The 22421-nt window shown below is 63.2% G+C and carries 22 protein-coding genes and 1 pseudogene; 14 read left to right on the top strand and 9 right to left on the bottom strand.

Annotated features, from left to right (window positions below; genetic code table 11):
* Positions 1–32 precede the first annotated feature (32 nt).
* Positions 33–878 (bottom strand): TatD family hydrolase, encoded by an 846-nt coding sequence (locus DVK01_RS00980; protein ID WP_121513292.1) that lies wholly within the window; start codon positions 876–878, stop codon positions 33–35.
* Between the two features lie 53 nt (positions 879–931).
* The gene (locus DVK01_RS00975) at positions 932–1378 is read right to left on the bottom strand and encodes an NYN domain-containing protein (RefSeq protein WP_121535119.1); all 447 of its coding nucleotides are present in this window, start codon (positions 1376–1378) and stop codon (positions 932–934) included.
* 164 nt (positions 1379–1542) lie between these two features.
* On the opposite strand from DVK01_RS00975, the gene DVK01_RS00970 reads away from it, so the two are divergent.
* The 6 genes from DVK01_RS00970 to DVK01_RS00945 all read left to right on the top strand — a co-directional run bounded on the left by DVK01_RS00970 (position 1543) and on the right by DVK01_RS00945 (position 11872).
* Positions 1543–3339 (top strand): PAS domain-containing sensor histidine kinase, encoded by a 1797-nt coding sequence (locus DVK01_RS00970; RefSeq protein ID WP_121535118.1) that lies wholly within the window; start codon positions 1543–1545, stop codon positions 3337–3339.
* Positions 3340–3483: 144 nt separating this feature from the next.
* Entirely contained in the window at positions 3484–4575 is a 1092-nt protein-coding gene (gene gcvT / locus DVK01_RS00965; protein ID WP_121535117.1) for a glycine cleavage system aminomethyltransferase GcvT, read from the top strand.
* On the top strand, positions 4572–4955 hold the full coding sequence (gcvH, locus tag DVK01_RS00960; protein WP_101350523.1) for a glycine cleavage system protein GcvH: 384 nt from the start codon (positions 4572–4574) through the stop codon (positions 4953–4955). The genes gcvT and gcvH overlap by 4 nt, the downstream gene beginning before the upstream one ends.
* 105 nt (positions 4956–5060) lie before the next feature.
* Positions 5061–6404, top strand: coding sequence for an aminomethyl-transferring glycine dehydrogenase subunit GcvPA (gene gcvPA, locus DVK01_RS00955; protein ID WP_121535116.1), 1344 nt, complete (start codon positions 5061–5063; stop codon positions 6402–6404).
* Positions 6405–6486: 82 nt separating this feature from the next.
* A complete protein-coding gene (gcvPB, locus tag DVK01_RS00950; RefSeq protein ID WP_101350521.1) occupies positions 6487–7908 on the top strand; it encodes an aminomethyl-transferring glycine dehydrogenase subunit GcvPB in 1422 nt (473 codons plus the stop codon).
* A gap of 76 nt (positions 7909–7984) precedes the next feature.
* Positions 7985–11872 carry a PAS domain S-box protein gene (locus DVK01_RS00945; RefSeq protein WP_121535115.1) on the top strand — a complete coding sequence of 1296 codons (3888 nt, stop codon included), beginning with the start codon at positions 7985–7987 and terminating at the stop codon, positions 11870–11872.
* On the opposite strand, the gene DVK01_RS00940 is transcribed toward DVK01_RS00945, so the two are convergent.
* From DVK01_RS00940 to DVK01_RS22045, 3 genes are all read right to left on the bottom strand, one after another.
* The gene (locus DVK01_RS00940; RefSeq protein ID WP_101350519.1) at positions 11869–12237 is read right to left on the bottom strand and encodes a response regulator; all 369 of its coding nucleotides are present in this window, start codon (positions 12235–12237) and stop codon (positions 11869–11871) included. The two genes, DVK01_RS00945 and DVK01_RS00940, sit on opposite strands and share 4 nt — an antisense overlap.
* 38 nt (positions 12238–12275) lie before the next feature.
* Positions 12276–12479, bottom strand: a complete 204-nt coding sequence (locus DVK01_RS00935; RefSeq protein ID WP_101350518.1) for a hypothetical protein — start codon at positions 12477–12479, stop codon at positions 12276–12278.
* 68 nt (positions 12480–12547) lie between these two features.
* Positions 12548–12718, bottom strand: a complete 171-nt coding sequence (locus tag DVK01_RS22045; RefSeq protein WP_167768497.1) for a hypothetical protein — start codon at positions 12716–12718, stop codon at positions 12548–12550.
* Between the two features lie 91 nt (positions 12719–12809).
* Here DVK01_RS22045 and msrA point away from each other — a divergent pair, with 91 nt between their 5' ends.
* From msrA to DVK01_RS22500, 4 genes are all read left to right on the top strand, one after another.
* On the top strand, positions 12810–13478 hold the full coding sequence (gene msrA / locus DVK01_RS00930) for a peptide-methionine (S)-S-oxide reductase MsrA (RefSeq protein ID WP_121535114.1): 669 nt from the start codon (positions 12810–12812) through the stop codon (positions 13476–13478).
* 100 nt (positions 13479–13578) lie between these two features.
* On the top strand, positions 13579–14115 hold the full coding sequence (locus tag DVK01_RS00925) for a cob(I)yrinic acid a,c-diamide adenosyltransferase (protein ID WP_053968960.1): 537 nt from the start codon (positions 13579–13581) through the stop codon (positions 14113–14115).
* Positions 14116–14184: 69 nt separating this feature from the next.
* A complete protein-coding gene (gene mvaD / locus DVK01_RS00920) occupies positions 14185–15159 on the top strand; it encodes a phosphomevalonate decarboxylase MvaD (protein ID WP_121535113.1) in 975 nt (324 codons plus the stop codon).
* Between the two features lie 276 nt (positions 15160–15435).
* On the top strand, positions 15436–15972 hold the full coding sequence (locus DVK01_RS22500) for a hypothetical protein (RefSeq protein WP_233562740.1): 537 nt from the start codon (positions 15436–15438) through the stop codon (positions 15970–15972).
* Here the strand turns inward: DVK01_RS22500 and DVK01_RS22495 are convergent.
* Positions 15856–16380 (bottom strand): annotated as a pseudogene (locus DVK01_RS22495) (PAS domain-containing protein); the annotation flags it as partial. The gene DVK01_RS22500 and the pseudogene DVK01_RS22495 overlap by 117 nt on opposite strands.
* Positions 16381–16489: 109 nt before the next feature.
* Between DVK01_RS22495 and DVK01_RS00910 the strand changes: the two are divergent.
* Together DVK01_RS00910 and DVK01_RS00905 are read left to right on the top strand one after the other, a co-directional pair.
* The gene (locus tag DVK01_RS00910) at positions 16490–17635 is read left to right on the top strand and encodes an NAD(P)/FAD-dependent oxidoreductase (RefSeq protein WP_121535112.1); all 1146 of its coding nucleotides are present in this window, start codon (positions 16490–16492) and stop codon (positions 17633–17635) included.
* 135 nt (positions 17636–17770) lie between these two features.
* Positions 17771–18088, top strand: coding sequence for an RPA12/RPB9/RPC11 RNA polymerase family protein (locus DVK01_RS00905; RefSeq protein WP_101350513.1), 318 nt, complete (start codon positions 17771–17773; stop codon positions 18086–18088).
* A 155-nt stretch (positions 18089–18243) separates the two neighbouring features.
* Here the strand turns inward: DVK01_RS00905 and DVK01_RS00900 are convergent, their stop codons facing one another.
* Positions 18244–19224, bottom strand: a complete 981-nt coding sequence (locus DVK01_RS00900) for a chemotaxis protein CheW (RefSeq protein WP_121535111.1) — start codon at positions 19222–19224, stop codon at positions 18244–18246.
* Positions 19221–20126: a ParA family protein gene (locus DVK01_RS00895; protein WP_101350511.1), complete on the bottom strand. Its 906-nt coding sequence runs from the start codon at positions 20124–20126 to the stop codon at positions 19221–19223. Before DVK01_RS00895 ends, DVK01_RS00900 begins: the two co-directional genes overlap by 4 nt.
* A gap of 170 nt (positions 20127–20296) precedes the next feature.
* On the opposite strand from DVK01_RS00895, the gene DVK01_RS00890 reads away from it, so the two are divergent.
* Together DVK01_RS00890 and DVK01_RS00885 are read left to right on the top strand one after the other, a co-directional pair.
* On the top strand, positions 20297–20782 hold the full coding sequence (locus DVK01_RS00890; protein ID WP_101350510.1) for a FlaD/FlaE family flagellar protein: 486 nt from the start codon (positions 20297–20299) through the stop codon (positions 20780–20782).
* A 140-nt stretch (positions 20783–20922) separates the two neighbouring features.
* A complete protein-coding gene (locus DVK01_RS00885) occupies positions 20923–22017 on the top strand; it encodes a rod shape-determining protein (RefSeq protein ID WP_101350509.1) in 1095 nt (364 codons plus the stop codon).
* Here the strand turns inward: DVK01_RS00885 and DVK01_RS00880 are convergent.
* Entirely contained in the window at positions 22014–22199 is a 186-nt protein-coding gene (locus DVK01_RS00880; RefSeq protein WP_101350508.1) for a hypothetical protein, read from the bottom strand. The genes DVK01_RS00885 and DVK01_RS00880 overlap by 4 nt on opposite strands.
* Between the last annotated feature and the right edge of the window lie 222 nt (positions 22200–22421).

Below are 22421 nucleotides of genomic sequence, written 5' to 3'. Positions count from 1 at the left end.
GTCGCCTGCGGACCGGCCGTTTTCGTCGCCTCTTACTGTTCTAGCGTCGCTTCGGTGTCAATACCGTACACCGCCTTCGGTGTCTCGACGTGTGCCGTTCTGACCGCGTCCTCGTGTCCCTCTTCGAGTAGCCAGCGGACGCGCCGTGGGACGGTTTTCGGTCCAAGTACCGCACCGGGGCGGTCCGGGTCGTCGATGTAGTCGGTCTCCATCAGGAACGGCTCGTCTGTCTCGACGGCGATTTCCAGTTCGTCCTTGTCGGCCAGCACCGACTTGACCGGCCCCTGGAGCCGGCCCCCGGAGTAGTGTTTGACGACCTGCGTGCGGTCGAGGCCGCGTTCTTCGGCCCAGCGGGCGACTTCTTCGAAGTCTTCGCCGCCCTCGGTGTGAAGCTGTATCGCACAGCCCACGTCGGCGGCGCGCTCGAACCCGTGACACATGACTTCGTTCGAGGCTTCCCAGACGGCGTCGTCCACGTCGTAGTGCGGGCGTCCGGATTTCATCGCGAGTGCGTCACCGGTATCGACATACTCCGCCGCCACGTCGAGGCCGGTCTGCATGATGTCCCGCGCTTCCGATGGCGTGTGGCCGTCGTCGACGAGCTTCGAAACCAGCGCCGGGTGAACACCGAGGACGGGCCAAGTCCGGCCGTCGAGTACGTCCGACGCGTCGGCGGCCGCTTCGACAGTCAGGTCGAACACTTCCCGGAAGGTGGCCTCGTCGGTGGCCATCTCGACTAAATGCCAGGACGGCTTGTTGAGCACCAGCAGGTGTGTGCCGCCCTGTGCTGCGAACTCCTCGGCTGCCGCAACGTTCCGTCCGTTGACCGGGTCGAGATGCAGGTGGTTGTCCAGTATCGGCGTGTTGTCGATATTCATACGTGCTCACTAGCACTGGCGGAAAAAACAGTTGGCGTCATGAGATTCGAACCTTAGAGCGTTACTGCGTCCTCAGCCGCGTTGCGTAACGCATCAGAGCGGCCATACTCTCCCGGCGCGATGGCGACCGTTCGGACTCCTTCTCGTGCAGCCACTTCCAGCGCCGGCTTGAAATCCGTATCCCGCGAGGCAACGGCCAGTACGTCGATTTGTCCAGCAACGGCGGCGTCTGTCGCGTCAACAGCCAGCCGGACATCGACGTCACCGCTGGTGGTTCGAACCTCGAAGCCGCGGGCCTCGGCGGCCTGAATAAGCCCCGGCGAGGCGTTCTGGTCGACGTAAAGACGCGTGACCGCCAGCGGGCCGTATTCGGCTGCGATATTCCGGACCACATCTAGGTCGACATCGAACTCGGACCTGAGCACGTTCGGGCCGTCGACGAATAGTCCGACGCGCTGTGGTGAGTCTTTCTCCTCGAATATCCGACGGAGCAGCTCCATACGCCTCTTTCCCTGCCCGGTCTGCTTATGCGTGCCGCTTCGGTCGGTAAACTCTTTCTCGCTATATAGAATGATACGACACAAAGTTTAGTATGATACCCTCCTCACACTATGTACGCATTTCCGTCCGGAGTCGGCCAGCAATAATGCGTGGACATTGACATATGAGTGAAGAACGCCTTCACGACCAAGACGTACTAAACGGGCTCTGTGAGATTATTTCTGATCCGGCTATAGTTATAGACGCCGACGGCGCCTTTGTCGATGTTATCCACAACGCCCACAACGGGGCATTGTTTTTCAAAGATCCAGAGACACTACTTGGAGCAGATCTCTGGGATATTTTCTCTACAGCACAGGCAGACCAGTTCTACGCGATTATAGAGGATGCTTTACAAAGTGGTGAACAGCAGGATATCGAGTACCAGTTATCGCTCGATCACGGAGAGCGATACTTCGAGGCTCGTGTCACGCCGGTCGGCGGTGATAACATGGAGCGCGTGCTATGGCTGGCGGAGGATATCACACAGCGTAAACAGCGGCAAAAAAAGCAGGCCCTCATCGAACGGGTGTTCGAGGTCAGTCCGGTCGGCATCGTCGTCGTAGAACGGTCTGGCAAAATTTCGCTAGCTAACGAGCGCGCCGAGGAACTGCTCGGTCTCGAACGCGAGAAGATCACTCAGAGACGATACACCCAACCGGAGTGGAATATTTACTACGAAGACCGGACGCCAATCCCCAACTCAGAGCACCCGGTTACGCAGGTACTCGAATCGGGCGAACCGGTGTTCGGGTTCGAGCACTGGATCGAACTCGCTGACGGCAGCGAGCGGTGGCTTTCGAGCAATGCCGCGCCGATACTGGGCGAGGATGGGACTGTCGAACGCGTCGTCGTTGGTCTGGACGACGCCACGGGATTGAAACAGCGCGAAGAACAACTGGAGTGGCTTGTCGGGACCGAAACGTTGGCCGACATTGGCGGGTGGGAACTCGATCTGGAGACGGGTACGATAGAGGGAACGACTGGAATGAAGCGCCTCTACGGAACGTCAGAGTACAATCCAACGCTTGAGGAGGCTATCGAGCAGTACCATCCCGACGATAGAGCGGCCGTTCGCGACGCCATCGAGGCCTGTTGTGAGACCGGCGAACCGATGGAACTAGAGGCACGCCGCCAGACCGCGTCCGAAACCGAGCGCTGGTTCCGACTTCGGGCCGAAAAAACGGTCCGGAACGGGACGCCGAAACTGCGAGGCATCGTTCGCGACATCACACAAGACAAAGAGCGAGAGCAGCGGCTCATGGTCATGAGCCGGGTTCTCCGGCACAACATCCGGAACAAGCTGACCGTGATACGGGGTAATTCGAGACTTCTCAAGGAAGAACTCGATTCGCCTGGTTTCACTGTTGACGCTGCTAGCGGACACATCGAAAGAATCGAAAACGCCTCCGAAGAGCTTGACTCGCTGGCTGAGCGCGCACGGACGTTCGACCGGGCTATTGAGCGCGACCTCCGGAGTGGGACATTTCACCTCCAGCAGGCGCTCACTGCTGTCCAGAGCGACCTCACAGAACAATATTCCGAGGTGACTATTAAGGTAGCGCCGACTGACGCGGAGGTATCAGGCGACAGGATGGCTATCGACCTGATACTGGAGATTCTCGTCGAGAACGTGCTGGAATACAGCGACCTGTCCGACCCGACAATTGAGCTTACCGCTGAGGAGACACCGTCGGGACAGGTGACAGTTGAGGTCGACACCGATGGCTCCGCAATCCCCGATATGGAACGCGACGTTCTGACTTCGGAGACTGAGGGGCCAGTGGCACACAGCCGTGGGCTCGGACTATGGGCAGTCATGTGGCTTGTCCGACGACTCGGTGGGTCCGTGACGATGGACGAAGATCACGGCGACGGAACCCGAGTTGAACTCGTGTTCCCGCAGGCGCGAAACGAGTAACGAAGACGCTGCTTGTTTTCTCTCTCTCAATTCGCCGTGTGCCTGCCACGATTGCCGATTTGATATCGCCGTATATGATTTATCAGCAGTCCGCAGGCGGCGGAGGGCCAAACGGTAAGACCACGCGGTTCGAGAGGTTCGCGTATGACACTGCGGGCACCACCGCTTTCTGCGGTTCACCAGCGAGCCGACGCTTCGTTCACCGATTTCGGCGGGTGGGAGATGCCGGTCGAGTTCGAGTCGATTCGCACGGAACACGAGGCAGTTCGGAGCGAGGTTGGGAAGTTCGACGTTTCGCACATGGGACAGATAACCGTGGCCGGGCCGGACGCGGCAACGCTGACACAGCGGCTGACCACCAACGACGTGACCGTGCTGGACCCGGGTGAGGCCCAGTACGGAGCCATCACAGACGAGGATGGGATCATGCTGGACGACACCGTCGTCTACCGGCTGCCGGAAGGCGCGGCCGATGAGTTCCTGTTCATCCCGAACGCCGGTCACGACGGGGAGATGACCGAGCGGTGGCTCTCTGAGCGGGACGAACGGGGGCTTGACGCGACAGTGACGAACCGGACCGAGGAGTACGCGATGATCGCCGTTCAGGGGCCTGACGCGCCGGACCTGCTGTCGGCCGAGACAGAGGTTTCGCTCGCTGGCCTGTCGCGGTTCGAGGTGACTGACGGGCCTGTCGCTGGCGTTGACTCTCTGATTGCCCGGACGGGATACACGGGCGAACCGGGCTTCGAAATCCTCTGTCCGCCAGACGATGCCGAGGCGGTCTGGGGCGCGCTTGAGTGCCAGCCCTGTGGGCTCGGCGCGCGCGACACCCTCCGCTTGGAAATGGGATTTCTGCTCTCAGGGCAGGAGTTTCATCCAGTCGACGAGCCCAGGACGCCCTACGAGGCCGGTATCGGTTGGACTGTCAAACTGGATACGGAGTTCGTCGGTCGGGACGCACTGGAGGGCGTCGCCGCTGACGGTCCCGAAGAGAAGCTCATCGGCATCGAACTCATTGACCGTGGTGTCCCGCGCCACGGGTACGACGTGACGACGCCTGACGGGGAGCCAATCGGCCACATCACCAGCGGGACGATGAGTCCGACGCTGGGAGCGCCGATTGCCCTCGCCTACGTCCCGGCGGCGTACGCCCAACCGGGCACATCCGTCCGCGTTGTCGTCCGTGGTGAACCGAAGAAAGCACGTACCAGGAGCACGCCATTCCTCGATAGATGAGCTTCGACGTTCCCGACGACCTGCGATATCTGGAGTCACACGAATGGGTACGCGTCGCCGGCGATACCGCAGAGGTCGGCATCACGGCGTTCGCACAGGACGAGCTCGGCGACGTGGTGTTCGTTGAGCTGCCCGAGGAAGGGGCGGAGTTGACCGCCGCCGAGGACTTCGGCGTCGTGGAGTCGATCAAGGCCGTGTCCGACGTGTACGCCCCCGTCTCCGGCACCGTCACAGCAGTTAACGACCGACTCCGCGACGAGCCGGAACTGCTGAACGAGGACCCGTTCGGTGACGGCTGGATGCTCAAGGTCGAAGTGGCCGACGAGAGCGAAGTCGACGACTTACTCTCACCCGACGCGTACCGCGACCAGATCGAGTAACCCGGTGGCAGTGGTCCCCTGCAGGGGTGAAAGGAGTAACCTAATGTGGACACGGTCGCTAGCTGTCGATATCATGTCACCCCGGCGCTACTGGGTGGTTCTCCAATGAGCGATAGTGATTCACACGCGACAGGCAGTCCGTACGCACCGCAAACGGCTGCAGAGACCGCGGCGATGCTCGACGCGGTCGGGGCCGACGACCTCGAATCGCTGTTCGACGTTCCCGAGTCCGTTGCTTTCGACGGCGAGTTCGGCATCAATGCCCGGAGCGAGCGGGCGACCCGCCGAGAAGTCGCCGGCCTCCTGAGCCGCAACGCCGACCTTACCGAGTTCCTTGGCCGCGGCCACTACGACCATTACGTCCCGAGCGTCGTCGACGACCTCGCAAGCCGGTCTGAGTTTTTGACCTCCTACACGCAGTATCAGCCCGAGGTCGCACAGGGGTTCCTGCAGGCCCTCTTCGAGTTCCAGTCGATACTGGTGGAACTCACGGGGCTGGGCGTTGCTAACTGCTCTATGTACGACGATGCGACGGCGCTGGGTGAGGCGGCGACGCTCTCCCAGCGCGTCCGCTCGGTGTCTGGCGACCGGATTCTGGTCCCTGAACACCTTCGGGAGAGCAAACGAGCCGTGCTGTCGAATTACGCCGATGGACCGGCTCTCACGATCGAGTCCTACCCGATGACCGACGGGGCCGTCGACGTACCGGCGCTGTCTGACCAACTCGGCGACGACACCGCGATGGTGTACGCCGAGTCGCCGACGGTCCGCGGCGTTATCGAGGAACGCCTCGGCGCAATTGGCGACCTGGCTCACGACCACGAGGCGCTGTTTTGCCTCGGCTCGGACCCGCTCGCGCTGTCCCTGCTTGAGCGCCCGGTCGATGTCGGGGCAGACGTGGTCGTCGGCGACGCCGCGTCGCTGGGGACCGGGACCGCCTACGGCTTTGGACTGGGGATGTTTGTCACCCGCGAGGAGTACCTGCGGCAGGTCCCCGGTCGGCTGGTCGGGGCCAGCGAAGACGCCGCTGACCGCCGCGCGTACACGCTGACACTCCAGACACGAGAGCAGCACATCCGCAAGGAGCGAGCCACCTCCAACATCTGTACGAACCAGGCGTGGGTCGCGCTCCGAACCGCGATGCACGCCGCGTGGCTCGGCCCGGACGGGCTGGTCGACCTCGCCGAGGACTGTGTGACCCGCGCTCGTGACCTGGCCGACCGCCTCGACGACATCGTCGGCGTGAAAGCGCCGATTCACGGCCGCCATCACTTCCGGGAGTTCCTCGCACGTACGGACCAGCCCGCAAGCGCCATCGTTGCCGATCTCGCAGCAGAGGGCTTCGCGGTCCACGCGGTCGATAACCATCTGGTACAGGTGTGTACGACCGAGACCACTGCCGACGCCACAGACGAGTTCGTCGCGGCGTTCCGAGAGGTGGCGAAATGACACTCGCCGCACTGCGTTCGGCGACCCACCGTGGGACAAGCCACGCCCCACGAGCGTCACGCTCGACACGGGGGTGTCTCGCGTGAAATACGATCAAGCGCGCTGGACTGACGACAGCGAGGACCTGTACGAGCCGCTGCTCTCGGAGAAAGCGAACAAGACGGTCGCGGTCGAGGACTCGCCGCTACCCGATGACCTGACGCGAGACAGTCTCTCACTGCCGGACCCAGCCGAGCCCGAACTGGCCCGGCACTACACGCGCCTCTCGCAGATGAACTACGGCGTCGAGAGCGGGCCGTTCCCACTCGGTTCGTGTACGATGAAGTACAACCCCTCCTTTACAGAGGATGTCGCTGGACGAGCCGATGCTGCCATCCACCCGGACCGACCCGATTCGACGGTCCAGGGGACGCTGGCACTGTGTCATCGCCTGCAGGACTATCTCGGCCGCATCGGTGGCATGGACGCCGTGACGCTGCAGCCACCCGCCGGCGCGGCCGGCGAGTTCACCGGAATACAGATCGCAAAGGCGTACCACGAACACAACGACGACGAGCGCCCGGAGGTCGTCATCCCGGACTCGGCACACGGCACGAACTTCGCGACAGCGGCGATGGCCGGGTACGAGGTCGTCGAGCTCCCGAGCGGCGACGACGGTCGCGTCGACATCGAGGCACTGGAGGCGGCTGTCGGCGACGATACCGCCGCGCTGATGCTCACGAATCCCAACACGCTGGGGCTGTTCGAGCGCGACATCGAGCGCATCGCCGACATCGTCCACGACGCCGGTGGCCTGCTGTACTACGACGGCGCGAACCTCAACGCGCTGCTGGGGCGCGCTCGCCCCGGCGACATGGGCTTTGACGTGATGCACTACAACGTCCACAAGACGTTCGCGACGCCCCACGGCGGCGGTGGCCCCGGTGCTGGTCCGGTCGGCGTCCGCGAGGGACTGGCCCAGTTCCTCCCGAACCCACACGTCAGAGAGCGCGGCGGGAACTACGAACACTACGAGCCGTCGAACTCCGTCGGGAAGGTGCATGGCTTCTACGGCAACTGGCCGGTGCTGCTCAAGACCTTCGCGTACATCGCCAGACTGGGCGACGAAGGGCTCCGCGACGCCAGCGCGAAGGCCGTGTTGAACGCGAACTATCTCGCCGAGCAGATCGAGTACGACGTTCCGTTTGGCCCGTTCCACCACGAGTTCGTCGCCAGCGCGGGCGAGCAAGACGCTGCAGACGCGGCCAAGCGGATGCTCGATTACGGCGTCCACCCGCCGACGACGAAGTGGCCCGAAATCGTCGACGAGGCGCTGATGACCGAGCCCACGGAGAGCGAAACCAAGCGCTCGCTGGACCAGCTCGCGGCCGCGTTCAACGCTGTGGCCGGTGACTCGGACGCCGAACTGGCCGACGCACCGTCGCGTCCGACGGCGAAACGCATCGACCAGGCGACTGCGGCCCGGACCCCGCGGCTCTCCTGGCAGGCGCTTGACGACACGTAGCCGCTCGTTTCGACATTTGATACTCTCGCCCGAGCGTATATGCCACCCCGTTGTATAGCATTTACAACGGAACGCTATGTCCGATATGCCGCATTTGTTGTACGTAGGCTCTGCTGGCGATGACGCGGACACGGCCATGCCCGGCACGCCGGCTTCAGTCACGTCAGTCACCGGCGTGGCGGACGCACTGTCGGAGCTGGCCGAGCACGCCTACGACGCCGTCGTCTGTGAACAGCACCTGTCGGGAGGGGAAACTGGGCTGGAGGCACTGGCAGCGATACGTGAGCAGTACGACGCGCTCCCGGTCGTGCTCTGCACGGCCGAACCGGACGGCTCGGTCGCCGCTCGCGCGACACGACTCGATGTGACCGAGTACGTCCCTCGCAGCGACGTGTCGCTGACGGACCGAGTGTACGACATCGTGACGCAGGGGCGCGAACCAGCGGGCCGCGGCAACGAGAGTCGCTCATCGGCTGCTCTCGATGACGGGCCGACCCGGCTCCCACCGGAACTCGCGGACTCCTTTGACGCCATCGCCGGCAGTATCTCCGACGCCGTCGTCACAATCGATGCCGACAGCGAAGTCGTGTACGCCAACGACGAGGCCGCTGAGCTAACTGGCTATGACCGCGAGACGCTGGTCGGTGACGATTTCGCGAAAGTGATTCCCGAACATCTGCGAAGCTCCCACTTCGACGGCGTGGACCGCTACCGCCGGACCGGCGACCGGAACGTCGACTGGGACTACCTCGAACTGCCGCTCGTAACCGCTGCCGGAGAACAGCTGACCGTTGCGGTGTCGTTCGGTGATTTCGAGCGAAACGGGCAGTGGTTCTGTACGGGCGTTCTCAGGGATATCTCTGACCGGAAAGAGCGCGAGCGGGCGCTCGAAGAGACGAACCGCCGCCTCGACCTGGCGCTGGACGGAACGGATACCGGCGTCTACGAGTGGAATCTGGGCACCGGCGAGATGGTCTGGGACGAAGCGACCGCGGAACTCTTCGGAACGACGCCAGCGGCCTTCGAAGGCACCGTCTCCGCGTTCTATGAGCGCGTCCATCCCGATGACCGGCAGTCGCTCGAAGCGGCGTTCGAGCGGGTGTCCGAGAGCGACGAGCGGGTCGACGCCGAGTTCCGTACCGATGTCGACGGAGAGACGCGATGGCTCCGGACGAGCGGCGTTATCGAGGACCGCGACGCACAGGCCCCACGCCTTGTCGCCATCGCCACGGATATCACGGAGCGTAAGGAGCGCGAACAGACGCTGCGTGCCAACAACGACTCGCTGCAGGAGCTGACACAGCTTGCAACCGGGAACGGACTCGACAAGGCCGAAACTGTCGGCCGAGTTATCGAAATCGGGCTGGACCGGCTCGACATGGCGTTTGGCTACCTGAGCCGTATCGAAGACGGGGTCCACGAAATCCAGCTGGTCACCGGGGACACCCCCCTCGAATCCGGGACACAGACGCCGCTTGAAGACACGTACTGCCAGCGAGTGCTCGAATCCGGCGACCTCTACGCAATTACCGATGCCACCACCGAGGATGGGCACGTGGGTGACGTGTATCGAAACAGCGGCGTCGCGTGCTACGCCGGTGGGCTCATCACAGTCGACGGTGAGCCCTACGGAACGCTCTGCTTCGGCGACGAACAGGCCCGGTCGGAGTCATTCTCCGACAGCGAGGAGGCGTTCATGAAACTGCTCGTCGAGTGGGTGAACCACGAACTCCAACGCCGCCACCGCGAGGACGAACTCGAACGGTACGAGAACATCATCGAGGCGGTCGACGACGGCGTGTACGCCCTCGACTCCGAGGGGTACTTCCAGTTCGTCAATCAGGCGATGACCGACCTCACGGGCTACTCCGAGTCTGAACTGCTTGGCTCGTACACCGGTTTCATCAAGAACGATGGCGTCGTCGAGCGGGCCGAATCCATCGTTCAGGAGATGATATTCGAGGACCGCGACGACGAGGAGACGTTCGAACTGGCGATTCAGCAGGCGTCGGGTGGGTCGTTTCCCGCGCAGGACCACATGACGCTGCTGTACGACGACGACGGACGGTTCGCCGGGACCGCGGGCGTCATCCGGGACATCACGGAGCAGAAACGGCGTGACGAGGCACTGTCCGGACTGCTTGATACGACCCGGTCGCTCATGCAGGCACAGACGCCGCAGGAGGTCGCCGAAACAGTCATCGAAGCGATCCAGTCGGACCTCGGGTTCGACCACGCGCTCGTACGGCTGTACGACGAGGCAACGGACACCCTCAGACCCGCCGCCGCCAGCGATAAGGTCCCGGAACGGCCGGTGTACGATGCCGACGAGGGGTTCCCCGGCGACGCGTTCCAGCGCGGCGACCCGCTGGTCATCGACGAGTTCGACCGGGTGGACAACTACGACTCCGACGCCCTGTCGGCAACGATGTACCTCCCGATGGGTGATCACGGGGCCGTGAGCATCGGCGCACAAGACGGGATGGAGCTGACCGACTCGGACATCTCCGTGGCAGAAATCCTTGCCTCCAACGCGGCCGCCGCGTTCGACCGCGTCGAGCGCGAGCGGAGCCTGTTGCGGTACGAGTCGGTCGTCGAGAACGTCCGCGACATGATGTACGTCCTCGACGACGAAGGCCGGGTCCAGTTGGTCACTGAACCGCTCGCGGAGTGGCTCGGCTACGAGCGGGCGACGCTTCTCGGCCAGCATCCGAGCGTGGTCCTCGAACAGGACGCTGTCGACGAGTTCGCCCGCCGCATCGCCGACCTCCGTCAGCGGGACGGGACCGGCGGTATCCAACTCGAAACGACCCTTGAGACGGCCGCCGGGGAGCGGCGGCCGGTCGAAATCGACGTGTCGCTGCTCGATGCGGAGCAGTTCCGTGGCACCGTCGGCGTCGTCCGTGACCTGACCGAACTCAAACAGGCGCGGGCGGAGCTGGAAGACGAACGCGACCGGTTCTCGTACCTGTTTAACACGCTTCCAGACGCCGTCATCGAGACGGAGACAGTTGCAGGCGACCCGGTCGTCAGGTCAGTCAACCCTGCCTTTTCCGACGTGTTCGGGTATGGTCAGGAGACAGCCGTCGACAGTCCTCTGTCCGACCTCCTCCGCCCACCGGACACCAGTCGCGATGAACTACCTCGGTTCGACGGCAAGCAGCCGAACGGCGACCCCTTCCAGACCGAACTCCGACTGATGACCGAGACGGGGTTCCGTGACTTCCTCTTCCGGGGCGTGCCGTACAGCCGGGACGGCGACAGCGTCCGTGGATTCGGAATCTACACTGATATCACCGACCAGCGGGAGCGCGAGCGTCGGTTGAAACTGCTCAACCGCGTCCTCCGGCACAACCTCCGGAACGACCTGACTGTCGTCCTTGGCATGGCTGATGCACTGGAAGACCGAATCGACGACGCCGAGCGCGCCGCCATTCTCGACAGACTCCAGCGAAAGGCCGAAGAGATGGCATCACTGAGCGAGCGGGCACGAGACATGGAGCGGTCCGTTCGCCGCGACCAGTTCGGCACGGACCCGGTCGACGTGTCCGCGGCTGTCACGGATATCGTCTCATCATATCGCGACACGCACGCCGGCAGAATCGAAACAGACCTTCCGGATACGTCGGTGACAGCGGGCGATGGACGGTTACATCGAATCCTGGGCGAACTCATCGAAAACAGCCTCGAACACTCCGGCGACGACCCGTCGGTCCGCATCGAGGTGACGACAGACCAGCGAACCGTCTCGATCACGGTCGCCGACGACGGTCCGGGAATTCCACAGCACGAACTCGATGTCGTGACCGGTGATGAGCCGATTACGCAACTGCGCCACGGAACTGGACTCGGCCTGTGGCTGGTCGTCTGGGTAGCCGAAACCTACGGCGGCACAGTGAACTTTGGTAGCGGTCCGGACGGTGGGGCGGTCGTCACGCTGGAACTGCCAAAGATAGACCGCTAGATGGTGTTTCGAATCCGGTCGGCGAGCACGCCGTACTGCTCCGTGCCCGTTCCTTTCTGGACCACGGCAGTGACGCCGTTTTCGGTGGCGGCATCTGCGACATCGTCGTGTTCGCGCGCCGTGAACAGCAGGAACGGAATGTCAACACCGTTTTCGCGGAGCGCGGCGCACAACTCGATTCCGTCGAGCCGGGGCATCTTGTAGTCACTGACGACGGCGTCGAAATCACCGTCAGTTGCCAGGTCCAGTGCCGCTTCCGGATCGGCCTCCGTCGTTATCTCGAACCCGTCTTCCTGTCCCAGAAACGTCCCGACAATTTCCAGAACGTCTACGTCTTCGTCTACCAGTAGAACCTCGATGCTCATCGGTTCTAGGTCCGTGGTTCCCCGGTAAAAACTCTCGGTCACCGCATCGCATCGAGACCGACGACGACCGACTTATCCACGGTCATCCACGTCGACAGCTTGGCGACGCCGGAGAGCCCCCGCGGTGACACGGTGCACCGGTCCGGTTCACTGGTGTACTCAACCACGGTCATCGACAGTTCGTGCGGGGCCTGCGGTCGCTCGGTGGCTGCGCTCCCTGCACCGTCCGGGTTGAGGCTCATCGGTAACAGATGCTTCTCGGTGACAGTGTAAAACGGCTGCTAAGAGGTCTCTATACCGCTCCGGAGAGCTATGCCGCCTGTCCGGTGTCGACTTCGCCGTCGATGCGGACGAACCCGTAGTCACACTCCGGGCAGTGCCACTTGACCTTGGTCCCCAGATGCATCGTCGTGCTCGCGACCTTCCAGAAATCGCGGTACTCTTCGCATTCAGGACAGTAGTGTTCGAGTTCGAGGCTCATACTGAGTTGTTTCCATGGGGGTACAGTTGAATTTCCCGGTTCCACACGGGGCGTCGAAGCAGGCAAACGGCTCGAAGCCCTGTCTTCAAGTATGACTCCGAGTGCGTACGAGCCAACCCATCCCACAGCACTGGCTGTCGATGCCGAGGCACCGGGGCCGGCGGCGACAGCATCAGCGACGTTCGGTATGGGCTGTTTCTGGGGCCCGGACGCCCGCTTCGGCGCGATGCCGGGGGTGGTCAGGACGCGAGTGGGCTACGCCGGTGGAACCGAGCCGGAGCCCAGCTACTACTCGCTGGGCGACCACACAGAGGTCGTGCAGGTCGAGTACGACCCGGAAACGGTGAGCTACGAGGCCCTGCTGAACGTGTTCTGGGCGAACCATGCGCCGTTCTCCGCGCCCCTGAAGCGCCAGTATCGCGGTGTGGTGTTAGCCCACGACGACCGGCAGCGCGAAACCGCAGCGAGGACGCGTGAGGAACTGGAATCGCAGACCGGGAAGTCCGTCGAGACGGCAATCGAAACCCTCGACCGGTTCTATCTGGCGGAGGGGTACCACCAGAAGTACGAACTCCGCTCGACGCCAGTGGTCGCCGACGAACTCGAAGAGACCTACGGCGATGCGTTCGTCGATTCGACGGTCGCCGCCCGGCTCAACGGCTTCGTCGCCGGCCACGGGGACGACGACGAACGTGAGGCGCTGTTTGCCCAGCTGGATATCTCTCCGGCTGCGCTCTCTGAGGTCCGCCGCCGGCTCTAAGCGCGGGGCTGAGAGCCCAGAGTCGGCACGTGGCTCGGGCGCCCGCGCTCCCCAATGATTCGCCCACGGCTATAAGACGCTGGCAGTGCCAGATTCAGCTATGACTATCTACACCGGTCGCGGCGATCAGGGCCAGACAGATCTCCGGAACATGGAGCGGGTATCGAAGGACAGCCGCCGTATCGAGGCGTACGGCACTGTCGACGAGGTGAACGCGCTGGTCGGTGTCGTCAGGCCGACCGGCCACGACGATATCGATGAAAAGCTCCGGGTCATCCAGAACCACCTCCACATCGTTCAGGCCGACTTCGCCAACCCCAGCCCAGAGGAGGACGACCCACGGATACAGGAGTCCCACGTCGAGACGCTCGAAGATCTCATCGACGAGGCCGATTCGGAGCTGGACCCGCTCGAATCGTTCATCCTCCCCTCCGGGTCGGAGCCGGGGGCGAAGCTTCACCACGCCCGCGCGGTCTGTCGCCGCGCCGAGCGCCGCTGCGTCTCCTTTGCCGCCGAGGAGGCCGGCGTCAACGAGACGGCTATCATCTACCTGAACCGGCTCTCGGACGCTCTGTTCACGCTCGCCCGCCTCGTCAACAAGCGCGAGGGCATCCGCGAGGAGAACCCCGAGTACTGACGCCGTTTGCCGACCACGCCGGCGCCGGCGGTTCGCAATAGCAAAGTGACCGGCCCGGAAGGGTGAGATATGAAAGCGACCGCGAAGGCACATCCGATTCAGGGGCTGGTCAAGTACCACGGGATGCGCGACGAGGAACTGCGACTGCCGTACCACGACAGCATCTCCGTCTGTACCGCACCGAGCCACTCGAAGACGACGGCCGCCTTCGACCCGGACCGTGAGGAAGATGTGTACGTCATCGACGGCGAGGAGGTCACTGGCCGCGGAGCCGAACGTATCGACGCCGTCGTGAACCACGTCCGCGACCTCGCTGGCATCGACCACGGCGTCCGCTTCGAGTCGGCGAACAACTTCCCGACGAACATCGGGTTTGGCTCCTCCTCGTCGGGCTTTGCCGCTGCGGCGATGGCTCTCGTCGAGGCGGCAGGCCTCGACATGACGCGACCTGAGATTTCGACGGTCGCGCGCCGCGGGTCCTCGTCGGCCGCGCGTGCTGTGACCGGCGCGTTCTCGCACCTGCGGACCGGGATGAACGACAAAGACTGCCGGAGCGAGCGCATCGAGACGGACCTTGAAGACGACCTGCGGGTCGTCGCCGGCATGGTTCCATCCTACAAGGAGACCGAGGAAGCCCACAAGGAGGCGGCCGAAAGCCACATGTTCGAGTCGCGGATGGCTCATATCCACGGTCAGATTTCGGATATGCGCGACGCGCTGTACGACGGCGATTTCGACGCCGTCTTCGACCTCGCCGAGAAGGATTCCCTGTCGCTGGCCGCCGCGACGATGACCGGGCCGGCCGGCTGGGTGTACTGGCAGCCCCGCACCATCGAGATATTCAACGCCGTCCGGGAGCTCCGAAACACCGAGGACGTGCCGGTGTACTTCTCCGTCGACACGGGCGCGAGCGTCTACATCAATACGACTGAGGAGTATGTCGGCCGCGTCGAAGCGACGGTCGCCGACTGCGGCGTCGACACCCGCGTCTGGGATGTTGGCGGCCCCGCACAGATTCTCGACGAAGACAAGGCGCTGTTCTGAATTAGTCGACTGGCCGCCGGAGGCGGATCTCGACTTCGGTTCCTCCGAACCGGCTCTCCGAAACCGAGATCGACCCATCCGACTCCCGGACGATCCACTGCGTGAGCCACAGCCCCGTGCCCGTGCTGTGCGCGAGCGGTGTCTCTGTTCCAGTTGTGAGGACCGACTGTTCCGTATCAGGAAGCCCGGGCCGTTGTCAGCTATTCGGAAGATGACGCGGTCGCTTCCGCTCGCTGGCTCGGCAGCCACATCGATACGGGGCGTCTCAGCGTCGTTGTGTTCCACTGCGTTGTCGAGGACGTTGTCGAGCGCATACGGGAGCAGTTCGTGACCGACAACGCGGCCCGTGACGCGCACGTCTTGCCGAAGGGCAAGGGTCGCTTGCTCGGTCCGCAGACGGCCGATCCGGTCACAGAGCAGCGCGCTCGGGTCGAAGGTCCGCCGTTCCGTCTCGTCGCTGTGTTGCAGTTGCTCAATCTGCTGTGCGGCCTCGCTCAGACTACGGATGTCTTCGATACGGTCCGCGATAATATCGATATGCTCACTCTGGCGTTCGTCGCTGAGCAGGTCCAGATGCCCGCGGATGACGGTCACGTCGTTACGGATGTTATGCCGAAACAGGCGGTTGAGGACCATGAGCCGCTGCTCGCGTTGTTTCTGCTCCGAGATGTCGGTGACAAACAACGACGCACCGTCTGTACTGTCGCCGGCGAGCGGTGCACCCCACAACTGCACGTCGAGCGTCGACCCGTTGGCGTGCCGGTGGGAGGATTCAACGCCGGTGAGCGACTCTCCGGAGACGAGAGAGGATAGCAGGTCGTCGAGTGTCGCTGGCGACTCCGCAAGCGTCTCGGCGTACGAACGGCCGGTCACCCGATTCTCGCTCCAGCCGAACAGTCGCTCGGCACCGTCGCTCCAGAACTGAATCGACCTGTCCGCGTCGATTACGACCACCGCGGCAGGGATTGACTGCACGATAGCCGAAAACCGTTCTACCAGCGAGCCGACCGAGTTCGCCAGTATCTCGACTTCCGCATCGCGGTCGAGTCGGGCGTCTAACAGCGCCAGTAGTTCAGACAGTAACGTCCGCGAAAGCGCTTCCCGCTCCCGGACCGCGCTGTCTTGGTACACTTCCAACAGCGCTTCACGCGTCTCTGTCCGTCCCTCCTCAGCAAGGGACGAAAACAGTTCGCCGACAAGTAACTCGGCACCGTCGTCCATTTTAGGCTAGCCTAATCAGAAGAGTGCATGAATATAAATGGTATGATGATCGCTCGCCTGTCTGTCCCATGGAGGCAGGCCTTTCAGCGTCTAGCTCCAAGCGAACGGTATGCGTGTCGCCGTTCTCGGAGCCGGGTACGCCGGGCTCACGCTCGCCAGAAAGCTCCAACAGATACTCCCCGATAGCGTCTCGCTGGTCGTCGTCGACGAACAGTCCGAGCATCTCGTTCAGCACGAACTCCACCGGGTCGTCCGGCGGCCGTCGCTGGCCGAGGAAATTACCGTCGACCTCGACGCCGTTCTGGACTGTGAAATCCGACAGGCGACGGTCACCGATGTCGACCCTGATGCCGGCGTTGCGACGCTGGACGAGTCGGAGACGCTGTCCTACGACGTGGGGGCGGTGTGTCTCGGCGCGCAGACGGCGTTCTATGACCTCCCGGGTGTGCGCGAGCACGCGACGCCGCTGAAGCGCCTCGATGACGCGCGCGCGATCCGCGAGCGGTTCCACACCCTCAGTGACGGCGACCGCGTGGTCGTCGGCGGCGCTGGCCTGTCGGGCGTGCAGGTGGCCGGCGAACTGGCCGAGATGCGCGAGGACAGTGATATCGAGATCCGCTTGCTCGAACAGGAAGACGCCGTGGCACCGTCGTTCCCCCCGTCGTTTCAGTCGGCGGTCCACGACGCGCTGGTCGACGCCGGCGTGACAGTCATGACCGGGACCGGCGTGGCTGGAGCCGACGCCGACGCCATTTCGCTCGCGGACGGCTCGGACCTGCCGATGGACCAGTTCGTCTGGACCGGCGGTATCGAGGGGTCACCGGCGCTCGATTCCGACCGGCCCGTCGTCCGGGCGGACCTCCGACTCGGCGAGTCCACCTTCGCGGTCGGCGACGCGGCCCGGGTCGTCGACAGCGACGGCGAGGCCGTGCCGGCGAGCGCGGCGGCGGCCATCCGCGAGGCCCGCGTCGCCGCTGACAACATCGGAACACTCGTCGAACGGTCACAGGGTGGCCACGGCGAGTTCCAGCCCCGGCTGACCCAGTACCAGTTCAACGTGCCGGGCTGGCTCGTCTCGGTCGGCGACGACGCCGTGGCGAAGGTCGGCCCCTCTGTCCTCACCGGCGGGGCCGCGCTGGCGCTCAAGACGACCGTGGGCGCAGGCTATCTCGGGACGGTGGGTGCCGTCCAGAACGCGGTCGATCTCGTCAGCGAAGAACTGGACCTCCACGGCGAGAAGCCGGACAGTGAGTAAGGGGCGGGAAAACGGCCCGGATACCCCTCTCAAAGACGCGAGATTTTCACGGCCGTCAGCATGAGCGGGTACCTGAAACCCACGGGGGAGCGGAAGTTAACACATATATCCGACACCCGTGTATTCCGACGTTATATGCAATTCTGTGACGAGTGTGGCTCGGTAATGCACACGGAGGGCGACACCTGGGTGTGTCGCTCCTGTGAAAACGAGGAACCCCGGGACTCGCAGGCAGAAGCGGCGATGGCGACCCAGGATGCACAGCGGGACGACGGGGCACCCGCCGTGGCCGACGCGACGCAGGACGCTACCGAGACGATGCAGGAGCCCTGTCCGGCGGACGACTGCGACAGCGACCAGGCCTACTACGAGATGCTGCCGAAGCCGGGCGGCTCCTACGAGGTTCGGCTATTCACCTGTGTCGAGTGCGGCCACAAGTGGCGCGAGTCCTGATGGCGCGTCTCGCGAACCCCGTTCTTGTCGGTCAGTGAGTAGCCGATTCAAGGTCTCCGACATGAGAAGGGGAGCCGCTGTGCTGGGCGGACTCTCTCTGCGGTCCGGCAGCTATTCCGTCATGAGGGGATGCAATCAAGCTGAAAACAGTAGCGTCAGTCCTCGCCGTCCGCGGTTGCGTTCCCGAGAACGTCGTCGGGTTCGATCCAGATGACGAACTCGTCCTCGTCGTCACGGTCGACGACGCCGTTGATGTACTCGCCGTCGACCGGGGCGGTGTTCACTTCGGACTCGGCGACGGGGACGACCTGCCGGACCTCGTCGACGATCCAGCCCATCGCACCCTGTTCCTCGAACACGCCTGCGTCGAAGACGACGATGAGATTCTCGGTCCCGTCGCTGTCGATGTCCATCATCACCTTGGGGTTGAGAATCGTCGTAATCTGGCCCCGGAGGTCGACGACGCCCTCGACGTAGTCCTCGGTATTTGGGACGCGAGTGACCGTTTCGCGCTTGACGATCTCCTCGACGTAGTCGATGTCGAGACAGTAGTACTCGTCACCGAGCGCGAACTCGAGTACCCGGACCAGCTCTTCTGTCTGGGTCGCGTCGTCATCGATAGCCGCGGCGCGAGCGCCACCTTCGGTCGTGGCGGTGTTGTCCGACGCCATCGCCTCCTCGATGAGTTCCTGGTCCGGCAACTCGACGCCGGTCGGCCCCTGCATCGGGCTGGCCGAGGCCGAAAGGTCGTCCGTCGGCTGGTCGGCAACACCGGCGTCGACGTTCTCACCGGTCATCTGTGCGGAGGCCTCGGCCGCTCGCTGTGCGGCGGCCATCGCGTCAGTATCGGTCTGGGCAGTGGTTGCGCCGTCGGCGTTCGTGTCGCTGCCGTTGTCGTCAGGAGTCTGTCCATCGGCCGCCGCTTCCTCAGGCGCGTCGTCGCTCTGGGCGGCCGACGGTTCCGCGTCACCGGCCCTGACCGGCGTCTCCTCGTTTCCGCTGTCGTCGGAGTGGTCACTGGACCCATCCGCGGAGTCATCGTCCGTCTCCTCGGTGTCGTCGGTAGTCTCTGCTTTGTTCCCCTCGCGCATCTGTCGGATGCGCTCCGCTCTGTCCATACGTTCGTCGTCACTCATGCTGGTACCTCTGTGTCGGTAAAGCCGAACTGCTTGTCGAGTTCTGCGGCGATGTCCTCGAAGACAGCCGCCATATCACACGATTCCTCTGTCGCGAAAATCGATTGGCCGGCGCTGAACGCGCGCTGGAGCGCGACCCGCTTGCGGACCTCCCAGACGGGACTGTCCGGGAATGCCATGTTGAACCATTCGAGCATCGTCTCGTCCTCGGATGTCGTTTCGACCCGGTTGGCGACGACGCCGAGCGTGTTGATCGACGCGTCGGTCTGGCGCTCCATCGCGGCCATCTGGTCCATCAGCAGTTCGATGGCTCGCTCGGAGGTCGCTTCAGTCAGCGCGGGAATGAGGACGTTCTGTGCGGCGTACATACCGGTGTCGGTCAGCTTCCCGTAGAACGGCGGGCAATCGATGATAACGTAGTCGTACTCGGCGTCGAGCGTCGACAGCGCCCGGTCGAGCGTGTCGAGCGCGTGTGACCCCGTGACCATCTCTGGCGTGATGTTGATCGCGAACGAGGCCAGCGCGGCCTGGTCGATATCCCCGCCTTGGGTGTTGACCCGGGCGATGAGGTCGGCGATGGTCAGTTCGTGCTCGGCCTGGAGCATATCGATGCTGGAGGGGATCACGTCCATCTCCTCACCCTCGCAGATGAGGTCACCCAGCGCCGATGGGTCACCAGTCAGTGCGTCGAACAGCGTCGGCGGGTCGGCGTCGTACGCCTCGACGAGACCGACGCCTTCCGTGGCGTTGCCCTGTGGGTCGAGGTCGATAAAGAGGACGTCCCGGCCGCGGTCGTTCAGTGCACCGGCTACGTTGATAGCAACTGTCGTCTTTCCGGTCCCGCCTTTCGCGTTGGTCACACAGAAGCGGGCTGGACCGGTTTCTGATTGCCGGTTCATCATCCAAGTATCCACAGGTCGACTCCGAGCCACTATAAAAATGTGGTCCCGATTATCAACCTCGCAACTGGGGGACGGAACGCGGACGAGACCGAAATGCCCGCGAGCGTGTGCATGACGGCCGTCTGACGGTGTGCAAGATTTATGATTGTGTAGATTGAAGGGTCAGTATCATGACCATCAACCCGCGTGATTACGACCTCGACGAGTTACGGAAGATGGCTCGTCAGCGGGGCAACGGGATGGGCGACGAGGACGTTCCGGACCCGACAGATCTCGACATGGGGCTCGACGACTCCGACGAAGAGGTGCTTGCGGGGAGTTCGTTCCGTTCCGGGCTCTACCGTGAACTCCTGCCGTTCCTCGGTGGTGACGCACAGGAGAAACCCTATCTCGAAGCGCTGCCCGAGACCTACGCCGCAGAGTTCGTGGTCTTCGAGTGGCTGGAGTTCCTGCTGATGCACTCCGGGTATCAGGGGGCCGACGAAGCGCTCGATTACTACCGCTCTATCGACTGGATCACCGAGGACGTACAGGACGACCTCTCGGACTATCTGCTCGGCATCGACGAGTCGGCGACCAACGACGACAACGAGCTGAGCGTCGACGACCACATGCTGAGCCTCGTCTACATCGCGAAGCTCACCGCGATGACATAACGCTCGTTTTCAGCAGCAGTTCTTTCCGTCACATTCCTGATATCGAGGATGCTGCAGTATCAGTCACCCGAGGGGGCAGCTATCAGTCCTGAATACTAGGGAGAGGATATATATCGGGCGGTCGACAAGGACGACCGTATATGAGTGACGAGGATGCGGACGACGACACCGGGTCCGAATCAGACGCCGGTGTGTCGTCAAGCGGCGCTGCCGCTGTTCCGGTCGGGGTCAAGCTCGGGAGTACCCGGACCGTCATTGCCCTGCCGGGCGAACACGGCACGGAGAACCGGATCATCAAGACACTGACGTGCATGGCGACGTACGAAGACGCCCTGACCGGTGAGGAGAAAATCCTCTACGGCGAGGAAGCGGCCCGCGAGTATCCGGATCGCGTCGAGTACATGCTCCGGTCGGGACTGCCCGAGGACGCCGACCGGGCCGAGATGACCAAGACGTTCTTCGAGGCGATCATCGAGGAACACGACATCCCGGCAAACAGCGGCGTCGTGTACGCTATTCCGACCATCGACAATCCGACTGGGCTGGAGAACCTCCAGAACGTCATCGAGAACTCCTCGATCGGGCTGGAACTCGTCGAGAGCTATCCAGAGTCACTGTGTGGCTCCATCCCGGCCTTCGGCGACGACCTCGAAGCCATCGACGAGATATTCGTCGCTGTCAACATGGGGTCGACGAACCTCGAAGCCTCTGCGTACCGCCGCGGCGAACAACTTTCGCCGTTCACGACGGGCGCAGTGACCGGGAACGAGGTCGACCGGATGATCGCCAACTACGTCGAAGAAGAGACGCAGGGCCGTGTCAACATAGACAACCAGACTGCTCGCGAATACAAGGAGGAGCACGCCGACTTCGTCGATTTCGAGCCGTTCACGGACATCATCCAGCAGCCCGGCGGCGGCTCACACGAGTTCACCATCGAGCGCTCTGTGATGGACGCGGTCAACGAGTACCTCGACGACGCCGTCGACGAACTGGCGAACACGTTCCTGCCGGAGCTGGCAAACGACTACATGAAAGTGTACCAGCTAGCACTGGACCGGCCGATCGCCATCACCGGCGGCATGGCCTGCATTCCCGGTATCGTCGACGAGTTCGAGGAGCGACTCAGCGCGGAACTGAACCGCGATATCGAAGTCATCGCCGCCGACGAACCGGACATCGCACCGACTATCGGCGCACAGCGGATCGCGGCGCGTCTCGTCGAGACCAACTAGGGATTCCGCCAGCAGTCCAGCCACTGTGCGATTCTGGGCTCGGACTGTGCCATTTTGTGACCGCGACCAGTCGAGAGCAGTTCGAATACGTCAGTGTCGATTCCGAGGCCGGTCGCGTCAGTTGCGAGGTCACCACCCCGTCGCTTCTGAGACGGACTCCCGCTGAGACGAGTACGTGGCATATGCTCGGCTATGCGAGCATGACACCTAAAGTCAAGTCAGACAGCCGTCTGCCGGCTGACGGACGGCGTGGCGAGATACGCGGGATATCGACGGCCGCGGCCTGACGGGAACGCGACAGCGCAATTCAGGTGAAGACTGCAGTAATTTACTACACCAGTATCAGAATTCATAAGTCAAACTCAAGTCTTCAGGTGTATTTTGCTCCGGTAATGGGAAAAATT

The sequence above is a fragment of the Haloarcula sp. Atlit-120R genome, assembly GCF_003665885.1.
Classification (GTDB): domain Archaea; phylum Halobacteriota; class Halobacteria; order Halobacteriales; family Haloarculaceae; genus Haloarcula; species Haloarcula taiwanensis.
Note: the sequence above shows the minus strand (reverse complement) of the source record. Positions and strands in the feature narration are given on the sequence as shown.